We start from the raw sequence: 19,989 nt of genomic DNA on the forward strand, positions 1-19,989 counted from the left end.
TCCATGAGCGAAGCGCTTCTCAAAGTCGAAGGTCTCGACGTCTCCTTCACCACCTATGGCCGCACCCGCCAGGTATTGCGAAATGTCAGCTTTACCGTTGCGGCGGGTGAGCGTGTGGCGCTGATCGGCGAGACCGGGTCCGGCAAGTCGGTCACGGCTAAGGCGATCATTGGCACTTTGCCGAAGAACGCGGCTATCACCTCCGGTTCCATCCTTGTCGGCGGCAAGAACATTCTGGACATGCGGGCAGCAGAACGCGAAGCACTGAAAGGTACCGCCTTTTCGCTGATCATGCAGGACCCGCTTTCATCCTTCAATCCGGTGTTCAAAATCGGCACTCACTTGGATGACGTGATGCGGTTTGCAGATCGCCGCAATGGTATCTCATCACCAAAGGCCGAGCGCCGGACACGTATTGCGGAAGTTTTGCGCCGAGTGCAACTTGCCGATACCGACCGCATCATGAACGCCTACCCGTCCGAACTGTCCGGCGGCATGCGCCAGCGGGTGCTGATTGGTCTGGCACTGTTACACCGCCCGAAACTACTGATCGCCGATGAGCCCGGCACGGCGCTCGACGTGACCACGCAGGACGAGATTCTCAATCTCATCAACCGACTGGTAATCGAAGAAAACATGGCGCTGCTGATGATCACCCATAATCTGGGTGTCGTGCGCAAAGTGGCGGATCGTGTGGTGGTGATGCACCATGGCGACATCGTTGAAACCGGTGCCTGTGCGGACATTCTTCACAGCCCCAAGGACGCTTACACCAACGCGCTGCTGAACGCCGTTCCGCCGCTTTACGGATCAAAGGTCAAGGATGCGCAGCAAAGTGACCGGCAGCCAATCGTGCGCATCGAAGGCCTGAACAAGATTTTCGGGAGACGTAACGGCTATCATGCGGTGCGGGATGTTTCCCTCACTCTGCGCGAGGGCGAGGTTTTCGGGCTTGCGGGCGAATCCGGTTCTGGAAAGACGACCGTGGCGCGCATGATCATGGGGCTGGTCACGCCCACATCGGGCGTGCTTGCCATCGACGCGCCGCAGCCGGAACACGGCAAGCGATTGACGCAGATCGTCTATCAAAACCCCGGCACATCGCTCAATCCCAAGCGCTCGGTTCGGCAGACGCTATCACTGCCGTTGAAATCCATCGGTATGGACACGTCAGCACGCGAAGCGCGGATGGCTGAATTGATGGATTTGGTGCGATTGCCGCAGGCCTATCTTGCGAAATATCCGCATGAGCTTTCCGGCGGGCAGAAACAGCGTGTGGCAATTGCCCGCGCGCTGGCCGCCGAACCGAAGATTCTGATTCTGGACGAGCCAACCGCAGCACTGGATGTGTCCGTGCAAAAGACCGTCATCGAATTGCTGGAACAACTGCGCCGGGAACTCGGGCTGACCTATCTGATGATTTCGCACGACCTGTCGCTGATGCGCAATTTCTGCTCGCGCATCGCCATCATGCTGCGTGGTGAAATCATCGAGGACGGGCCAACCGGTGATGTCTTCGCCAATCCGCAACACCCCTATACCCGCGCTTTGATTGCCGCAATTCCCGTCGTCACGGACGAAGAAGAGCGCCTGAAACCGATTGTGACCGCCGAGGAGCGTCAGCGCTTCCTGGTCAAAACGACAGACTGATTGAGGAGGAACTGACGTGTATCGCGTTGGAATCGACGTAGGCGGCACCAATACTGACGCCGTTGTCCTGAAGGATAAAACCGTTTTAGCGGGGGTCAAGGCATCGACCACCGAGGATGTGACATCCGGCGTTATCGAAGCGCTGGAAAAAGTCATCGCCGCATCCGGTATCGACCGCAGTGGTATCTCCGCGGTCATGATCGGCACGACCCATTTCACCAATGCGGTCATCGAGCGTCGTCACATGGAAGAGGTCGCGGCGATCCGCCTCGGCCTGCCATCGGGCGCTGGCCTGCCGCCGATGGTGGACTGGCCGGACGACCTGCGGGAAATCGTCGGCAATCACGGCTATCAGGTAAAAGGTGGCTATGAGTTCGACGGGCGTGAAATCTCGCCTCTGGATGAAGATGCGATCATTCGTATTGCCGGTGATATTCGTGCCAAGGGCCTCAAAGCTGCCGCCGTAACCTGCGTGTTCAGCGGCATCAACGACGCCATGGAGCAGCGCGCCAAGCAAATCCTGCAGGAGCGCTGCCCCGGCCTGCCGGTGGTGATGTCCAAGGATATCGGTCGGCATGGCCTGCTGGCGCGCGAAAGTGCCGCCATCATGAATGCCAGCCTGTTGTCGCTGGCTGACCGCACCGTGACCGCCTTTGGCAAAGCGCTCTCTGCCGCTGGTTTGACCTGCCCGTTCTACATCACCCAGAACGACGGTACCCTGATGGCTGCCGATGTCGTGCGGGCTTTCCCGGTTCTGACGTTTGCTTCTGGCCCCACAAACTCCATGCGCGGTGCTGCTTTCCTCACCGGTCTGAAGGATGCCGTCGTGGTCGATGTCGGCGGCACGACGTCGGATGTCGGCTCATTGTCACACGGCTTCCCGCGTCAGGCTTCGACCACCGTCGATATTGGCGGCGTGCGCACCAATTTCCGTATGCCGGATGTGTTTTCCATCGGTCTGGGCGGCGGCTCGCTGGTTGTGAACGGCGACAAGGGCATCACCGTAGGCCCCAAATCGGTTGGCTACCGCGTGCGCGGCGACGCTCTGTGCTTTGGCGGCTCGACCCTGACGGCAACCGATATCGCGGTCGCTTCCGGCAAAGCTGACATTGGCGATAGGGCGCTGGTTGAAGGGTTGGATTCCAAGCTGGTCGAAGCAGCCGTAGCGAAGATCAACGCCATGCTTGAGGCCTGTGTCGAACGCAGCCGCATTTCCAACACCCCGGTTCCTGTGATTGCCGTGGGCGGCGGATCGATCCTGATGCCCGACCGGATCGGCGAACTCGACGTGATCCGCCCCGAGAACTTTGCAGTAGCGAATGCCGTGGGTGCCGCCATCGCCCAGATCAGCGGCGAGACTGATCGTGTCTTTTCGCTGATCGATGGTCGTACCCGCGAGAGCGCCTTGGCCGAGGCCGAAGCTGAAGCCCGTGAAAAGGCGATTGCGGCGGGTGCCATGGCTGAAACGCTTGAGGTCATCGAGCGCGAAGATATGCCGCTTGCCTACCTGCCGGGCAATGCCACCCGCATTCATGTGAAAGTCGTCGGAGAAATGGGAGCCCACCATGGCTGAAACGCGCAAGCTGAAATATGACGAGGCCGATCTGCGGACATTGACGCGCGAAGACCTCGACGCTCTCGAAATCGGCGCGGGCATCCTCGGCACCGGCGGCGGCGGCAATCCCTATCAGGGCAAGTTGCTGGTTCTGGAAGCCATGAAGGCCGGTTACGAGATGAAGATACTCGCGACCGACGCCATCGAACCCGACGCTCTCTGCATGTCTCTCGGCGGCATCGGCGCACCGGTGGTCGGCGTGGAGCGCATACGTGAGGGTCGCGAAGGCCTGCGCTGCCTGCGCGCCATGGAAGAACTGATCCGCACGCCCATCGATGCCATCGTCTGCGAAGAAATCGGCGGTGCAAACTCCATGAACCCGCTGGTAACCGCCGCCCTCGGCGGCCTGCCGATCCTCGATTGCGATGGCATGGGCCGCGCTTTTCCGGAAATGCAGATGACGACATTTTCGATCTATGGGCATAGCTCCACGCCATCTGTCATGTGCGACCTACACGGCAATGCGGTGATCTTCAGCCACGCCGTCTCAGAAGTCTGGCACGAGCGCATGGCGCGCGCCTGCGTCGTGGCGCAAGGCGGTGGCGCGATGCTGGCGACCGCGCCGATGCAGGCACATTATGTGCATCAATATGGCATTCCCAAAAGCTACACCAAGGCTATCGCGCTGGGTGAAGCGGTTATCAACGCCCGCAAGGCGCAGGAAGATCCGATTGCAGCCGTCTGCGCGCTCGAAGGTGGCCGACGCATCTTCAATGGCAAGATCACCGACCTGAAACGGCACCTGCGCGGCGGTTTTTCCGTGGGCGATCTGGAGCTTGCAGGCTTCGACGATTTCAGCGGCCAGACCGCTGGCGTCGCCATTCAAAACGAGTTCCTGATCTTCCGCCGCAACGGCCAGGTCGAGGTTTGTGTGCCTGATCTTATCGTTCTGCTGGATGTGGATACCGGCTATCCGATCACCACCGAAATGCTGCGCTATGGCCAGCGCGTCGCGGTCATTGCCATCCCCTGCCACGACCTGCTGCGCAGTGCCCGCGCTCTAGAAGTGGTGGGACCAACTGCCTTCGGATACCCGGACATCGATTTCTCGCCCCTGCCCGCGCCGGTGCGAAAAGCTGCCTGATAACAAGCGGGGCCGTTCCGTTCCCGCATATAAAGAGGAGAACTTCCATGACGTCACATACCAGACACTCCCGCCTGGCCGCCTTGGCGCTGGGCACAGCAATGGCTCTGAACTTCGGCTTTTCCGCACAGGCGGCGGATGAAAAAGTGTCCATCGCCGTCAACACTATGCAGATCTTCAGCTCGCTCGATCCGGCAAAGGTCACCGATTACACCGGCTACATGGCCGTGGTGAATATGTATGACGGCCTGACGACGGTCAGCCCTTCGGGCGAGGTCATCCCGCATCTGGCGAAATCCTGGGAGATTTCATCCGATGGTCAGACCTACACCTTCCATCTTCGCGACGACGTGAAGTTTCAGGATGGCACCGCGCTGAAGGCCGCCGATATGGTTTGGTCGATCCAGCGTCTGATCGGCATCAACAAAGGCCCGTCGAACCTCGTCGTCGGCCTCGTCAAGCCGGAGAATATCACCGCGCCTGACGAAAAGACCGTCGTCATCAAGCTCGACCGCAAATTCTCACCCTTCCTGTCGATCACGCCGTTGATGGTTGCGCTGAACGAAAAGCTGGTGACGGCGAATGCCAAGCCCGATGACAAATGGGGCGAGGCCTATGTCGGCGAACATTCTGCCGGTTCCGGCCCGTATAGCCTTGTCAGCTATAACCGCTCTGCCGACATGGTTATTGCCCGCAACCCGGATTACTTTGGCGGCTGGAGCAAGGGCAAGCCGATCGATGAAGTCCGCTTCATCCAGACAAGCGACGATGCCACGGTCAAGGCACTGGCGGAAAAAGGCGATCTTGGCCTCAGCTCGCATGGCCTCGGCAACGACACTTATGAATCCATCGGCAAGATGCCGAACTACAAGCTGATCCAGACCCGCATCTCGGGCGGCTTCGTCATCAAGCTGAACACCAAGACCTATCCGACCGACGATATCCACGTCCGCCGCGCCATTGCCTATGCGACGGACTACAAGACCATTCAGGAAGTGATCTATCCCGGCTTCGACATGCAGGGACCGCTGTCTACGGCCTTCAAGGACGCCCATAATGACGGCATCCAGCCAGGCGTCTTCGATCTCGAAAAAGCCAAGGAAGAACTGGCGAAGTCGAAATATGCTGGCCAGAAGATCACGCTGGTCAACAGCTACGTCGCATCCCTCGCTTTTGAAGCGGAAGTGGCTCTGATGCTCCAGGCCAATCTCGAACAGATCGGCATCACACTCGACATCAAGCCCGAGCCATGGAACCGCATCGTTGAGTTGTCCTCCAAGGCAGAAACGACACCTGCCTCGACACAGGTCAACATTTCGCCCACGTACCCTTCGCCGGACGCAATGTTCTACAATCAGTATCACTCCAAGGCATCAGGCACATGGATGTCGATGGAATGGCTGCAAAACCCTGAGATCGACGCGCTGATCGACAAGGCGCGTGGCACGACTGACGTCAGCGAACAGAACGCCACATACAAAGAACTTCAGACGAAGATTACCGATCTTCAGCCTGATGTCTGGGCCGTCTCGCCAAACCGTCGCTATGCCGCAAACAAATGCCTTCAGGGCTACGAGTTCATTCCCATGCAGAGCTGGGATCTGAACTTCTCGCGCTTCCACTGGGATTGCGCGGCCAATTGATAGCCGGATGAACGCTGGCCCCGCATTGTTGCGGGGCCGCAGATGCCATTGCCGAAGGTGATACATGCTTCAGGAATTTGCAGAAGAAAATATCGAGCCGCTGGCCACCGGCGCGTGGATTTTAGGTACGGGCGGCGGGGGCAATCCCTATATCTCGACGCTGAACCTGAGACGGCTCTACGCCGAGGGAAAGCGCGTACAGGTCATGGACCCGATGGCGCTTGACGATGACGATATGGTCGCGGTCGTTTCGATGATGGGTGCACCGCTTGTCAGCCAGGAACGTCTGGGCGATCCGGCCCATCTGGCCCGTGCAGTCGAAGTGATGGAGGATTATCTCGGCAAGCCGTTCCGCGCCATCATGAGCGTGGAAATCGGTGGTTCCAATGCCATCTCGTCCTTCCTCGCCGCAGCCATGCTGGACCGTCCGGTGGTCAATGCCGATGCCATGGGCCGCGCCTATCCGGAAGCGCAGATGACCTCTTTTGCCATCGGCAACCTGCCGATGTTCCCGCTCTCGCTGGTCGATGTTCGCGACAACGAAGTCATCGTGACGCGCGCAGCATCTTGGAAGTGGATGGAGCGTATCTCGCGCAAGGTCTGCACCGAGGTTGGTTCGACCGCTGCCACCTGCAAGGCACCTCGGACCGGTAAAGAAGTCAAAGAGTGGGGCATCCACTACACCGTCACCAAGGCGGTTGAACTCGGTCGCGCCGTCATGGACGCACGCGCACGTCATGACGATCCGGTCAAAGCCGTTCTCGATCATGAGGGTGGCAAGCAGCTTTTCCGCGGCAAGGTCGTAGACGTGGCCCGCGAAACCACCGGCGGCTTTTTGCGCGGACGCACCATCATCGAAGGCAGCGATGCCGATCGCGGTTCACGCATGGAACTCGGCTTTCAGAACGAGTGGGCCGTTGCCTTCCGCGATGGTGAGCCCGTGGCGATGACCCCCGACCTCCTGTGCCTGCTCGATACGGTATCCGGCAGCGCCATCGGCACGGAATCCGTTCGTTACGGTCAGCGGGTAACCGTCGTTGCCCTGCCTGCACCGGAACTGCTGACGACCCCGGCGGGAATAGCGGCAGTGGGGCCGCGTGCCTTCGGTTACGACATTGATTTCAGATCGGTATTTCCATGAAACGCATTGGTATTGACGTAGGCGGCACCAACACGGATGCCGTGCTGATTGATGGTGATACGATCATCACCTCCATCAAGGTTCCAACCACGACGGATGTCCTTTCGGGCGTTCGCGCCGCACTCGCACATGTGTCTGCTCACCCGCAGGCGGCTGGTCGCCCGGTTGATGCTGTCATGATCGGCACCACCCATTTCACCAATGCCGTGGTGGAGCGAGCACGGCTGGAGCGCGTTGCCGCCATTCGCATCGCGCTACCGACAGGCGCTTCTCTGCCACCGATGTGCGACTGGCCGGACGATCTGCGCGCCGCTATCGACCCGATGATCTTCATGGTGCATGGCGGCCATGAATATGACGGCACCCCATTGGTTCCGATGATCCCGGATGAAATCCGCGAAGCGGCGATGAAAATCCGTGACGCTGGCATCACCTCCATCGCCATCTCCGCGACATTCTCGCCGCTGACGACGGAATGCGAAGTCAAGGCCGCCGAAATTGTTCGCTCGGTCATCCCGCAGGCACGCATCACGCTTTCGCATACGCTGGGCCGCATCGGCCTGCTGGAACGCGAAAACGTCGCTATTCTGAACGCTGCCTTGCAGTCTCTCGGCAAAACAACCGTGCAGGCATTTTCCGATGCGCTCCGCGATGCAGGTGTTACCGCGCCGTTTTTCCTGACGCAAAACGATGGCACCGTGGCGCTGGCGGACGTTGCCTCGGCCAACCCCGTCCATAGTTTCGCATCCGGCCCGACCAACTCCATGCGTGGCGCGGCATTCCTGACCGGACTGACCGACGCCATGGTTGTCGATGTTGGGGGAACAACGTCGGATATCGGTTGTCTGGTGGGAGGCTTCCCACGCGAGGCGAACAACATCGTCCATATTGGTGGCGTGCGTACTCTGTTCCGTATGCCCGATCTGCTGCCGATAGCCCTGGGCGGCGGCACAATCATCGACCCGGAAACAGGCAAGATCGGCCCACGGTCTGTGGGTTATCGCATCCTCACCAAGGCCCGCGTTTTTGGCGGCGAGACATTGACGACCTCTGACATCGCGGTTGCGGCAGGGTTGATCGACATGGGCGACCGCGACCGGGTGAAAAACCTCGACCCCGCTTTCGTGAAGGCAAGCCTTGCCCGAATCCGCGATATGGTCGCCGACAATTTCGATCAGATGAAAACCTCGGCGGATGGTGTTCCGCTGATTGCCGTGGGCGGTGGCGCGTTTCTGATACCGGACGAAATTCCAGGCGCGTCCGAAGTGCTTCGTGTGGAAAATGCCGGAGTGGCCAATGCGCTGGGTGCCGCCATGGCACAGGTTTCCGGCGAGGTCGACCAGGTGTTTTCAGGCATGAGCCGCGATGAGGCGCTGGCAAAAGCGGAAGCCGATGCGCAGGATGCTGCTGTTGCCTCAGGTGCGGGACGCAACACGCTCAAGACACTGGAAGTCGAAGATATTCCGATTGCCTATCTGCCGGGCGGAGCACGCCGCGTGCGGGTGCGCGTTATCGGAGATATCGACTTCAACTGAAAAGGGAGCGGCGGCAATTGCCGCCCCGGATGACGGAAGCAAGACATGACGAAAATTGCATTGGCCATTCATGGTGGCTGCGGCGTGCTGCCGGAAGACAGCATGACACCACAGGAATGGACTGAAGCCAGACAGGATTTGGCAAAGGCCCTGCGCGCCGGTTACAGCGTTCTCGCATCTGGCGGCGGAGCCGTGGATGCGGTGGAAGCTGCTGTCATTGCGATGGAGGACAGCCCGCATTTCAATGCCGGTCACGGGGCGGCGCTCAACGAAAACGGTGTGCACGAACTGGATTCCTCGATCATGGATGGCACAACGCTTGAAGCCGGTGCCATCAGTGCCGCACGTGCCATCCGCAACCCGATCAAGGCGGCCCGCGCATTGATGGAGGACGGTCGCGCCGTCTACCTCACCGGTGCCGCAGCGGATGCTTTCGCCCGTTCGAAAGGTGTGAAAACCGAGCCGCAATCCTATTTCACCACGCAAAAACGTGTCGAGGCACTTGAGGCGATGAAGGCCCACGCTGCAGCAGGCACTGATGCGACGGAGAATGAGAAACATGGCACGGTCGGCGCCGTGGCACTCGATGCCAGTGGACATCTTGCTGCGGCAACCTCGACAGGCGGCTATACAAACAAGCCCGACGGTCGCGTTGGTGACAGCCCCATCATTGGAGCGGGAACCTATGCACGCAACGGAGCCTGTGCCGTTTCCGGCACCGGCAAGGGCGAGTTCTTTATCCGCTACGTCGTCGGCCACGAGATCGCCGCCCGCATATCCTATCTCAACCAGAGCTTGGACACCGCTGCAAATGGCTTGGTGCATGACGATCTGGCACCCCACAGCATAGGTGCTGGCCTTGTCGCCGTGGATGCAGAAGGCAATATCTCAGCCCCATACAATACGCCCGGCATGTTTCGCGGCTGGGTGACATCCGAAGGCAAAGGATTCGTCGCGACCCATGACGAGGTTTTTGAAATTGCGCTGTGAGGCGACAGCGGGGCCTAACTAAAGGCCCGCGCCGTTACGCGCGGTCGGCCCGATAGGCGACGCAATCAATCTCGACTTTGCAATCCACCATCATGCGCGATTGAACGCAGGCGCGTGCGGGAGGGTTCTCTCCGAAATATTCCGCATAAACGCCGTTGAAGCTCCAGAAATCTCTGGGATCATCGAGCCAGACGCCAACGCGGACCACATCCTCGATGCCGTAACCGGCCTCGTGGAGAATTGCGATCAGATTTTCGATTGTTTTGCGAGTTTCCGAAACGATGCCGCCGCGAACGATCTCACCCTTTTCCATAGCAACCTGACCGGAAACATGAAGCCATCCGCCAGCTTCGACAGCGCGTGCAAAGGGAAGCGCCTGCCCGCCCGCGCCGGTTTCGCCCGCACCATATCGCTTGATCGTCATCAGTTTCTCTCTTTCTGATATTTGAAACAGGGTGTCTGAAGTTCCCGTTGTCCTGTGGATGTTTCGTTGATTGACATATCACGGCTTGGGCATGAAGACTTGTCAATAGGGCCTGCTCACACCTAAGCCTGTGCCACAATTCTCTCGCTGCACATCATTTCTATCGAGGTCAAAATGCCTTTTTCGCATGAAGAACTGACTGCCATCAGCACACCCGCCGTCCTCGTCGATCTCGATATTGTCAATCGCAATATCGAGCGGTTTCAGCGTTATGCGGATGCCAATGGTCTGAATGTTCGCCCACACATCAAGACACATAAGCTTCCCGCAATCGCGCAGATGCAGTTGGAAGCGGGGGCTATTGGCATCACCTGCCAGAAAGTGTCTGAAGCGGAAGCCATGATTTCGGGCGAGGCAAAAATCCGCGATATCCTCATCACCTACAACATTGTTGGCCGTGAGAAGCTTGAAAAGCTGAGAGAGCTTGCGAAACGCGTAATGCTTTCAGTCGTGGCCGATAGCACGGCTGTGGTGGATGGACTGTCGGCAACGTTCAGGAATGAGCCGCAGCCACTTTCGGTTCTCGTGGAATGCGATACGGGGGCCCGACGCTGCGGTGTTCTCACCCCTGAGGCTGCGGAGGATTTGGGTGCCTATATCGATGCAGCGCCCGGACTTACCTTTGGTGGCCTCATGACGTTTCCACCAGTGGGACAGGAAACCTCAGTTGAAAGCTTCATGAAGGAGGCTAAAACCCGGATCGAAGCGCGCGGCATTGCCGTTCCGGTCATCACCTCCGGCGGTAGCCCTTCCATGATGCATGCCGCTGATGCACCGGTCACGACAGAATATCGACCGGGAACATATGTCTATAACGACCGCTCTCTGGTCGCGCGTGGCGCGTGCGGCTGGGATGATTGCGCATTGCATGTTCTGGCGACAGTCGTTTCCGTACCAGCACCGGATCGCGCGATTATCGACGCTGGCTCCAAAACGCTGACCTCCGATCTCTTCGGCCTCACCAACCATGGGCATGTGGTCGGTCGTGATGATATCACCATCGATCAGTTATCCGAAGAACACGGACGTCTGGTCAGCAACGGACCTATCGGCCTCGTCGTCGGCCAGAAGATCAGGATCGTGCCCAATCACGCGTGCGTGGTGACCAATATGGTCGATTCCGTGGTCGTCAAAGGCCACGGACGATCTGTGCCGGAAAACTGGGCTGTCGCGGCGCGCGGAAAGATTACGTGATAAAAAGCTTCCTCATCAAACGCGTTAAAAGAGCTCAAATCTTTTTTTGAAAACCATTTGACTAAATAGAGATGCGATGTCAGTCTTCCCTCATTCGGGGACTTCTGACATGGCATTACGTGGCACCAATCAGGAATCTGGAAGGCCGTATAACCGGCGGATCGTGCTGGAATCCATCCGGCTGCGCGGACCGACGACACGCGGCGACATTGCCGACAGCGTGGGTCTGACAGTCCAGACGGTGTCCACCATCGTGCGCGAGCTGGAAGAGCATGACCTCATCCGCTCCGTAAAAGAAGAACCCAAAGGCCGCGGCATTCCGCCATCGACACTCAGCATCAATCCCGATGGCGGCTTGGCCGTGGGCATTCACCTGACGCCGCTTTTCATCGAGGCGGCGCTGGTCAATCTTCTCGGTGATGTCGTCGAAAGCCGCCACCGTCACGCGTCAAACCCCACACCGGACGAGGCCTTTGCCCTGATCGGCGAAATGGTGACGGAACTGAAAGCAAGTCTGCGCGGTGGCCGGTTGTTGGGTGCTGGCCTTGCCCTTCCTGGCCCATTCGATGTGGAATCCATGAGCTTCGTTGGCCCGACGACTATGACCGGATGGCAGAATGTGGACATTCGCCAGCGCCTTGCAGAAGCGACAGGCCTTCCATCCTTCATCGAAAACGATATGGCAGCAGCCGCACTCGGCGAGCAGCTTTATGGTCTCGGGCAACAGCTTTCGGATTATTATTATCTGTTCTTCAGCGTGGGCCTCGGTGGGGCTATGATGCATGACGGGCTCGTAATGCGCGGTGCCTGGGGAAATGCAGGAGAAATAGGCCACATCCCAGCAGTGCCAGATGGCGAACCATGTCCCTGCGGAAACCATGGATGCCTTGAGCGGTATCTGTCACTTGAAGCCTTCACGCGCCGGGGCATACCCGAAGAGGAATGGGTGCGCGAAATCGCGCCGATTTTCCGAAACGCGATCCGCACCATCGAAAACCTCTTCGACCCCGAAACCGTCGTCCTCGGCGGACTGGCGCCGCAACCTTTGATCGACCAATTGGCGACGCTCGTTGAAGGCCTCAACAATTCCGTGTCCGTCCGTCCAAACCGATCCTACCCACGCGTCGTCATTGCCAGTGACTGCCAGCACTCCGCGCTTCGCGGTGCTGCGGCACTTGCCGTGTTCGGTGTTCTCTCACCACGATACGGCCAAATGTTCGAAACCTAAGAAAACAGGGGAATGCCTGATGAACGAGAAGCTGCTTGTGCTCGATAATATTCGAATGAATTTCGGCGCGATTGAAGCGCTGAAGGGCATCAGCTTCTCGATTGGCAAGGGCGAGGTCGTGGCGCTTCTAGGGGACAATGGCGCGGGCAAATCGACCTTGGTAAAGATCATTTCCGGCGGCCTCAAACCGACTTCCGGACGCATGCTGTTCGAAGGACAGGAATATAACGCGACGACACCTGCGCAGGCCAAGGCGGCGGGCATCGAAACCGTCTATCAGGACCTTTCGCTCTGCACCAATGTCGATGTCGTCGGCAATTTTTTCATGGGCCGGGAGATCACCCGCAAGATCGCGGGAATACCTTTTCTGGACGAGCGTGCGATGGAGGATATCACAGCCAAGGCACTGGCAAGTGCAGGCACGCGTATTCCTTCCATGCGCACCAAAGTCGAACATCTTTCCGGCGGTCAGAGACAGGCCATCGAGCTGAACCGCTTCGTCCACTGGGGCGGAAAGCTGGTTCTTTTGGATGAACCATTCGCGGCCCTCGGCGTGGAACAGACACGGCGTGGGCTGGACATGATCCGTCATGTTGCCAACCAGGGCATCGGCGTCGTCATCATCACGCATATCATGCAGCAGGCCTTTCAGGTCGCCGACCGCATTGTCGTCATCCGCCACGGCGTCGTCGCCGGTGATGTCGAGCGCAATCAAACAAGCCCGGATGCAGTGATCGAGATGATCACAGGGCAAACCCTCGCCGGTGCCGGACCGGCGGGCCAATAATGACAAGGGGTCCGGCTAAAACTGGAGAGAACGACCATGAAGCGAATAGGATTGATGCTGCTGAGCGTATTGGTGCTCGGCCTTTCCATGCTTTCGACTGCCAATGCTCAAACCAAGGGCACCGTCTATTACCTCGTACCAACGCTGCTTGATGAGTTCCAGACCGGGTCTGTCAGCGCGCTGGAAATGTTTCTGAAGCAGGCCGGCTATGAGATGAAGACGCTCAATGCCGATAACAAAACCGACGCGCAGCAATCGCAGATGAACGACGTCATCGCGCTGAAACCCGCAGCGATCATTCTCGCTGCTGTGGATTTCAACGCGCTGAAACCCTCTATTGAGGCGGCACGCGCAGCGGGCATTCCGGTGGCCGAGTTCGACCGCCAGATCACCACCACAAAGTCAGACTTTACGTCCGTGGCGGGAACGATAGAGATCGGCCATGTTGCCGCCGATCAAGCGCAGGCTATGCTGAAAGCGAAGAAAGGCGACGTAAAAGGCAAAATCCTGCAGGTGCTGGGTGACCCCGGTGATCCCTATACGCTCGACATCCAGAAGGGTTTCGAAGAAAAGATGAAGGCCTTTCCCGGCATCACCATCATTTCTGTGCCAGCACTTCAGTGGGAAGCCAGCAATGCGGGAACGATCGTTTCCGACCAGATGCTGGCCAATCCTGATATCGATCTGATTTTCCTCCATGCGGCCCATCTTTCGGTTGCAGCCGTTGCCTCGCTTGAGGCAGCTGGTAAAAAGCCCGGTGACGTCATGATGATGAGTTCAAACGGTGCGCCCGTTGGCCTCGACCTCATTCGCAAGGGCTGGCTGAATGCGGAAGTGGAGCAGCCGCTTTACGCGCAGGCAGCAGCGATTGCCATGTTCATGGACAAGATTGTCGGCAAGCAGGAAATCAAGGCTGGAGAGTACGACGTGCTCGGTCTCAAGGGCGTGGTGACCATCGAAGCCTGGGGCCCCAACATCAAGATTCCAGGTTCGGCGATCACCAAGGAGAATGTCAACGACCCGGCTTTCTGGGGCAACCTGAAGCCGCCGACATCGAAAATCGAATCCGTCAAATAAAGGCGGCTCGTCCATCCGGGGTCTCAACGACCCCGGCTTCCTTCTCCTCCCATCCCGGATTGCCGTATGACGCCTCGTACCCGCACAACTCTTGAATTCGTGCTGGACAATCTTGTCTGGTTCATGCTCATCCTCGTGCTCGCCCTGTTTTCAGCGCTGATCCCGAACTATTTTCAACTCGGAATTTTTACAAACATCATCGAGGCTTCCAGTGTGCTCGGCGTCATGTCTATCGGGCTGGCGTTGGTCATTATCACCGGTCACATGGACTTGTCCGTAGAGTCCGTGGCAGCTTTATCGGCCATGGCGGTGGGCATTCTGTTCTGCTCGGCAGGCATCGGGCTGGGCATCAAGCTTTCGCCTGAGTGGCTGATGGTGCCCGTTTCGCTGTTGATCGCCTGTGCCATCGGCGCGCTGATCGGATTTCTCAACGGCGTCCTCGTCGTCAAACTGAAGATGAGCGCCTTCATCATCACGCTCGCTTCCTTCATTTGGGTGCGCGGTATTGTGCTGGCGGTTTCCGGCGGCAGGTCGGCGCAGGATCTTGCGCCCTCCATACGGTGGTTTGCAATCGAACGTTTCCTCGGCATCCCGCTTTCCGCCTGGATCGCGATAAGCTGCTTTGTCATCTTTTCCGTTCTCATGGCGAAAACCCCGTTCGGGCGGCATCTGGTGATGATCGGCGGCAATGAAACAGCGACGTTTAGAGCCGGTATTCGCGTGACCCGCAATCTCATCATCGCCTTCGTCATGGCTGGCGCCATTGCAGGTCTTGCGGGCTGGCTGCTGGCCATTCGCACATCTGGCGCAACCGCCAATCTGGGCGTTGGGTTGCTGTTCAACGCTTTCGCTGCGGTCGTCATCGGCGGCGTCAGCCTGAAGGGCGGTGTCGGTTCACTGCCGGGGGTTTATGCGGGTGTACTTTTGCTTTCCTCCATCAACACCGCCATCAACCTCATGGGCCTTCCCGCAAACTACACGCAGGTCATCCATGGCTTTCTGGTGCTGGCGGCCGTCCTTCTCGATACGTTCAAACAGAAACTTCGCCAGAGGCTCGCATGACAGACAGATTAAAAGACAAAGTCGCGCTGGTCATTGGTGCCTCACGCGGCATCGGCAAAGCGATTGCGCAGCGCTTCCTTGAAGAAGGCGCTAAAGTCGTGGTGTCGGATTTCGAGGTCGATGAAGGTAAGGCAACGGCGGAAGAATTCGGCGTCGATTTTATCCAGACGGACATTTCGAAAATGGATGACGCAGTGGCAGCCGTCACCCACACACTGTCGCGCCATGGACGGCTGGACATCATCGTCCAGAATGCTGGCATTTATCCTTGGCAACTCATTGAAAATACCAGCCCCGACGATTGGGACCGGGTGATGGCCGTCAACCTGCGTGGCTGTTTCAACGCAGCGCGCGCCGCACTGACACCGATGAAGGCGCAAGGATCAGGCCGCATCCTGTTTACATCCTCCATCACCGGCCCGCATGTGACCAGTCCCGGGCACGGCCATTACGCCGCGACGAAAGCAGGCATCAACGGCTTCATTCGCTCTGCGGCACTGGAGTTTTCGTCCTATGGCATCACCGTCAACGGTGTGGAACCGGGCAATATTCTGACAGAAGCCGTCCAACTGCATCGGAGCCCTGCCTTCATCGAAAATATGAAAGTGTCCATCCCGCTTGGCCGCCTCGGCTCACCAAGAGATGTCGCCAACGCCTTCCTCTTTCTGGCGTCAGACGATGCAAGCTACATAACCGGCACGACAATCGTCGTCGATGGCGGGCAGCTTCTGCCGGAAGGTGCGGATTTCCGGCTTCTGCCTTCGTAAAAACGGCCCGTATTTCGCTTCCCTGCAACGCGGCGTCTCGCGTTGTTCGCATAATCTCGGGAACCCCTGTGACTTGCGCGGGTTATTTATGCATGACCCCAACGAGGAGTGGAACCATGCCTAGCAACGATAGCTTCCCGACCGACCCGGCATCCTCACCACGAGGCCCGACATCGACGCCCGGAATTCCCGACCGAGTTCAGGAAAAACCGCCGACACCTCCCGTTCTAGACCCGGGCGATAGCAAAAATCCGAACGATCCAACGCTTGATCCTGCGCTTTTGCCGATAGGTGACCCTGCCGGCGCGGCGTAATCGGTAAACTGCTTAAAACTTAAGGCGCTTGAAAGACTTTGCTCACGGAGCTGGTTTTCAGGCGCTTTTTCATGTGTTTTTGTACGGGTTGGTCGAAGTATACCGTCAAAGCATATGAGATACAGACCGTTGCTACTATAAAGGTCAGGCCAGCCGGAATTGCCCAGCCCGCGTCGCTGGCACGGGGCATGAGAAAGACCGTCCAGGCAAGCAGTGGAATGTGCAGCACGTAGACGGCGTAAGACGCTGTTCCCAGAAAGCTCGAAACCCGATCAAGCCGGCCGCCTGCCTCAATTGAGGACGAGACACTTAATAGGATCGGCCAGACAATCAGCACGATGACGAGGTCGAATATCGGGCGAATTTCGTCGGTGATGGGCAGAAACAGCACCAAAGCAACGACTGACAGGCACAACACGGCCAGCGCCGGGCGGGTTTTGATGGATCTACTGCGAAAACGGTAAATCAATACACCAGCGAAGAACGAAAAGAATACTCTTCCCATGCCTGCATACATCTCGTGCCAGCGAAAACCGAGATGAAGCTTTCCAGAATGGATGGCTGCGATGATGAGGACACAGGCGCTCAACGCTAAAATGACGCCAATTGTCTTTACATGCGCGCGAGCGCCCTTGAGTGCATAGGCAATGTTAACCACGAGTTCATTGAACAGCGACCAAGCCGGACTAACCAGAAACAGCGCACCATTGAGCGTCAGCGTAAAGGGAGCCGGTAAAAACAGCAGCCCCGTCACCAAGGCAAAACCCAGTTCTGCAGGCTGTATCTTCCGATGAAGATCATCGATAGGTGTGGGCAGATCGAGGATATAAAGGCAGACGAAGAAAGCTGTCATCAGCAAAAGCGCCAGACCATAAAGCGGGCATAGCCGCAGGAACCGCACCTTCATGAAGCTCAGCGGCTTCATTTGTCCGTTCGCAAGCCGCTCGCCATAGGCGTGAGCCAGCACGAAACCGCTGAGTGCGAAGAAAAGGTCCACGGCCAGATAGCTCGACGCTTCCGGTCTGCCAAAAAAGACTTCAGCATGCCGATGCACAATCGCAACCGCCGCCAGCCCCCGTATTCCATCGAGCAGCACAAACCGTTGCGGGACGTGAGTATCTGTCATTTATGATCCTGAAAGGCAGAAAGCGAATGGATCAAACGCATTGAGCTTCAATCGGTTCACCATACAAGCCAAAGCATATGTGGTCCAATACTCCATCGGAGGTTGGGGAGCCTTCGTTGATCAATTCCGCCCTTGGTGGTAACTGATAGTATCAACGAAGGGCGCAACATGCGATTTTTGCTATCATGAGCGACTATAGCCAGATCACGGGCCGTCAGATTGCTGCCGCACGCGCTTTGCTGGGATTGGATCAGGCAGGTCTCGCCGGGGCGTCAGATATTTCAGAAGATGCGTTGCGTGCTATAGAAGCAAAACACGAGACCATGAAAGACGACTCCGATGATCTGCGGGCGGTAGTAAGCGCGCTCCAATCGGCTGGCATCTCCTTTATTGATGACAACCAAACGTCTTCAGCGGGCGGTCCGGGCGTTCGGTTGTTGAAGTCGCCGGGCGAATTCGATACCGATCAGTCTCAGACCGTTCAATATCCCGAACATTTGGCGCCGGATGCGCCGACAGGTGCAGGTGGCTGATGCCAAAGAAACAGAAGTTGGAACATTCCGAATTTTCAGGCGAGTTCGAGGACGACGGCGTGACCGTGCTGGTCGATATTTTTCGGCCTGCTGGCACCCAGCAGGATTGGCAGATGGAAGTCGTCAGTGAAGAGGATGACGTGACCTCCTGGGACGAACCCTTCGCGACGGACAAGGATGCCTGGGAAGAGTTTCTCGCGACCGTCGAGAAGGACGGTATCAAGACTTTCCTTGAGGGCGAAGAACCAGCCGTGCACTGAAGCCGACTGGTTTCCGCATCTACTATTTGCGAGCATGGCGGCACCCGGAAGTGCCGCCATCTGTATCAATTGATCTTCGGCAGCAATTCCGACACCGATTTCTTGGCATCGCCATAGAACATGCGCGTGTTTTCCTTGTAAAACAGCGGGTTCTCGATGCCTGAATAGCCGGTGCCTTGGCCACGCTTGGACACAAACACCTGCCGCGCCTTCCACACTTCCAGCACCGGCATACCGGCAATCGGTGAGTTGGGGTCTTCCTGTGCTGCCGGATTGACGATGTCGTTGGAGCCGATGACGATCACCACGTCTGTCTCGGGGAAATCATCGTTAATCTCATCCATTTCCAGAACGATGTCATAGGGAACACGGGCTTCTGCCAGCAGCACATTCATATGGCCGGGAAGGCGTCCCGCCACCGGATGGATGGCGAAACGTACGGTCTTGTTGGCCGCACGCAGTTTGCGGGTCAGTTCCGAGACTGCCTGCTGGGCCTGCGCCACCGCCATGCCATAGCCGGGAACGATGACGATGCTGTCGGCATCATTGAGGGCTGCCGCCACACCATCGGCGTCGATAGCGATTTGTTCGCCTTCGATTTCCATGGCAGGCCCGGTGGTGCCACCAAAGCCACCCAGAATGACCGAGATGAAGGAGCGGTTCATCGCCTTGCACATGATGTAGGAGAGGATCGCACCCGATGAGCCCACCAGCGCACCGGTAACGATCAGCAAATCATTGCCCAGCGTAAAGCCGATGGCCGCCGCTGCCCATCCAGAATATGAATTGAGCATCGACACCACGACCGGCATATCCGCGCCACCAATACCCATGATCAGATGGTAGCCGATGAAGAAGGCAAACAGCGTCATCAGGATTAAGGTCCAGACGCCCGCTCCATTCGCATACATCATCAACAGAATGAGCGAGAAGATTGCCGCACCGGCATTGAGGAAATGCCCGCCCGGCAGTTTTTTCGCCTTGCCATCCAGCTTGCCCGCAAGCTTGCCGAAGGCAACGACGGAACCGGTGAAGGTGACGGCGCCGATGAAGACGCCAAGGAAAACCTCGACCTTCATGATGGCGAGTTCCACCGGGGTCTTGTGGGCGAGAATGCCCGCAAAACCGACAAGACCCGCCCGCTCCACCGCATCCATGCCTGCTACGCGCCATGCTTCGATATGGGCGTTGAAGCCGATGAAGACGGCTGCCAGACCCACAAAGGAATGCAGCGCGGCCACCAGCTGCGGCATTTCCGTCATCTGCACGCGCTGCGCCACATAGGTTCCCAGCACCGCACCGACTGCAATCATGACGATGATGACAAACCAGTTTTCGACACCGGGGCCGAAAATGGTGGCGATGACGGCAAGCGCCATGCCGACGATGCCGTACCAGATGGCGCGTCTGGCGCTTTCCTGACCGGAGAGGCCGCCGAGCGAAAGGATGAAGAGAACAGCCGCAGAGATATAGGCCGCCGAAACGATTCCGATTGTCAT

Annotated in this window: 19 protein-coding genes; 16 read left to right on the forward strand and 3 right to left on the reverse strand. The window is 58.0% G+C overall.

Annotation, left to right across the window (positions count from 1 at the left end; genetic code table 11):
* Window positions 1-3: 3 nt before the first annotated feature.
* From nikE to ABUK73_RS13185, 7 genes are all read left to right on the forward strand, one after another.
* Window positions 4-1,650, forward strand: a complete 1,647-nt coding sequence (gene nikE, locus ABUK73_RS13155; RefSeq protein ID WP_353577676.1) for an ABC transporter ATP-binding protein — start codon at window positions 4-6, stop codon at window positions 1,648-1,650.
* Between the two features lie 16 nt (window positions 1,651-1,666).
* Window positions 1,667-3,223 carry a hydantoinase/oxoprolinase family protein gene (locus ABUK73_RS13160; protein WP_353577677.1) on the forward strand — a complete coding sequence of 519 codons (1,557 nt, stop codon included), beginning with the start codon at window positions 1,667-1,669 and terminating at the stop codon, window positions 3,221-3,223.
* The gene (locus ABUK73_RS13165; RefSeq protein WP_353577678.1) at window positions 3,216-4,349 is read left to right on the forward strand and encodes a DUF917 domain-containing protein; all 1,134 of its coding nucleotides are present in this window, start codon (window positions 3,216-3,218) and stop codon (window positions 4,347-4,349) included. Before ABUK73_RS13160 ends, ABUK73_RS13165 begins: the two co-directional genes overlap by 8 nt.
* 47 nt (window positions 4,350-4,396) lie before the next feature.
* Window positions 4,397-5,992: an ABC transporter substrate-binding protein gene (locus ABUK73_RS13170; RefSeq protein WP_353577679.1), complete on the forward strand. Its 1,596-nt coding sequence runs from the start codon at window positions 4,397-4,399 to the stop codon at window positions 5,990-5,992.
* Window positions 5,993-6,056: 64 nt separating this feature from the next.
* Window positions 6,057-7,133 (forward strand): DUF917 domain-containing protein, encoded by a 1,077-nt coding sequence (locus tag ABUK73_RS13175; protein WP_353577680.1) that lies wholly within the window; start codon window positions 6,057-6,059, stop codon window positions 7,131-7,133.
* Complete coding sequence (locus ABUK73_RS13180) at window positions 7,130-8,668, forward strand: hydantoinase/oxoprolinase family protein (protein WP_353577681.1); 1,539 nt, start codon at window positions 7,130-7,132, stop codon at window positions 8,666-8,668. The genes ABUK73_RS13175 and ABUK73_RS13180 overlap by 4 nt, the downstream gene beginning before the upstream one ends.
* 45 nt (window positions 8,669-8,713) lie before the next feature.
* The gene (locus ABUK73_RS13185) at window positions 8,714-9,658 is read left to right on the forward strand and encodes an isoaspartyl peptidase/L-asparaginase family protein (protein WP_353577682.1); all 945 of its coding nucleotides are present in this window, start codon (window positions 8,714-8,716) and stop codon (window positions 9,656-9,658) included.
* Between the two features lie 34 nt (window positions 9,659-9,692).
* Here ABUK73_RS13185 and ABUK73_RS13190 read toward each other — a convergent pair whose 3' ends face one another.
* Window positions 9,693-10,082: a RidA family protein gene (locus ABUK73_RS13190; protein WP_353577683.1), complete on the reverse strand. Its 390-nt coding sequence runs from the start codon at window positions 10,080-10,082 to the stop codon at window positions 9,693-9,695.
* Between the two features lie 174 nt (window positions 10,083-10,256).
* Between ABUK73_RS13190 and ABUK73_RS13195 the strand changes: the two genes are divergently transcribed.
* The 7 genes from ABUK73_RS13195 to ABUK73_RS13225 all read left to right on the forward strand — a co-directional run bounded on the left by ABUK73_RS13195 (window position 10,257) and on the right by ABUK73_RS13225 (window position 16,571).
* Window positions 10,257-11,336 carry a D-TA family PLP-dependent enzyme gene (locus ABUK73_RS13195; protein WP_353577684.1) on the forward strand — a complete coding sequence of 360 codons (1,080 nt, stop codon included), beginning with the start codon at window positions 10,257-10,259 and terminating at the stop codon, window positions 11,334-11,336.
* Window positions 11,337-11,445: 109 nt separating this feature from the next.
* Window positions 11,446-12,564, forward strand: a complete 1,119-nt coding sequence (locus tag ABUK73_RS13200) for an ROK family transcriptional regulator (RefSeq protein WP_113085715.1) — start codon at window positions 11,446-11,448, stop codon at window positions 12,562-12,564.
* Window positions 12,565-12,583: 19 nt separating this feature from the next.
* A complete protein-coding gene (locus tag ABUK73_RS13205; protein ID WP_353577685.1) occupies window positions 12,584-13,351 on the forward strand; it encodes an ATP-binding cassette domain-containing protein in 768 nt (255 codons plus the stop codon).
* A 36-nt stretch (window positions 13,352-13,387) separates the two neighbouring features.
* On the forward strand, window positions 13,388-14,428 hold the full coding sequence (locus ABUK73_RS13210; protein ID WP_353577686.1) for a sugar ABC transporter substrate-binding protein: 1,041 nt from the start codon (window positions 13,388-13,390) through the stop codon (window positions 14,426-14,428).
* A 66-nt stretch (window positions 14,429-14,494) separates the two neighbouring features.
* Window positions 14,495-15,490 (forward strand): ABC transporter permease, encoded by a 996-nt coding sequence (locus ABUK73_RS13215; protein ID WP_113085712.1) that lies wholly within the window; start codon window positions 14,495-14,497, stop codon window positions 15,488-15,490.
* Window positions 15,487-16,257: an SDR family NAD(P)-dependent oxidoreductase gene (locus ABUK73_RS13220; RefSeq protein ID WP_353577687.1), complete on the forward strand. Its 771-nt coding sequence runs from the start codon at window positions 15,487-15,489 to the stop codon at window positions 16,255-16,257. Before ABUK73_RS13215 ends, ABUK73_RS13220 begins: the two co-directional genes overlap by 4 nt.
* Before the next feature lie 116 nt (window positions 16,258-16,373).
* Window positions 16,374-16,571, forward strand: coding sequence for a hypothetical protein (locus ABUK73_RS13225; protein ID WP_353577688.1), 198 nt, complete (start codon window positions 16,374-16,376; stop codon window positions 16,569-16,571).
* A 19-nt stretch (window positions 16,572-16,590) separates the two neighbouring features.
* On the opposite strand, the gene ABUK73_RS13230 is transcribed toward ABUK73_RS13225, so the two are convergent.
* On the reverse strand, window positions 16,591-17,697 hold the full coding sequence (locus ABUK73_RS13230; RefSeq protein WP_353577689.1) for an acyltransferase family protein: 1,107 nt from the start codon (window positions 17,695-17,697) through the stop codon (window positions 16,591-16,593).
* Between the two features lie 185 nt (window positions 17,698-17,882).
* Here ABUK73_RS13230 and ABUK73_RS13235 point away from each other — a divergent pair, with 185 nt between their 5' ends.
* Together ABUK73_RS13235 and ABUK73_RS13240 are read left to right on the forward strand one after the other, a co-directional pair.
* Window positions 17,883-18,230 (forward strand): helix-turn-helix domain-containing protein, encoded by a 348-nt coding sequence (locus tag ABUK73_RS13235; protein WP_353577690.1) that lies wholly within the window; start codon window positions 17,883-17,885, stop codon window positions 18,228-18,230.
* On the forward strand, window positions 18,230-18,490 hold the full coding sequence (locus tag ABUK73_RS13240) for a hypothetical protein (RefSeq protein WP_113085682.1): 261 nt from the start codon (window positions 18,230-18,232) through the stop codon (window positions 18,488-18,490). Before ABUK73_RS13235 ends, ABUK73_RS13240 begins: the two co-directional genes overlap by 1 nt.
* 65 nt (window positions 18,491-18,555) lie before the next feature.
* Here the strand turns inward: ABUK73_RS13240 and ABUK73_RS13245 are convergent, their stop codons facing one another.
* Window positions 18,556-19,989, reverse strand: coding sequence for an NAD(P)(+) transhydrogenase (Re/Si-specific) subunit beta (locus tag ABUK73_RS13245; RefSeq protein WP_353577691.1), 1,434 nt, complete (start codon window positions 19,987-19,989; stop codon window positions 18,556-18,558).

Source organism: Agrobacterium vacciniicorymbosi (genome assembly GCF_040427045.1).
Taxonomy (GTDB): Bacteria; Pseudomonadota; Alphaproteobacteria; order Rhizobiales; family Rhizobiaceae; genus Agrobacterium.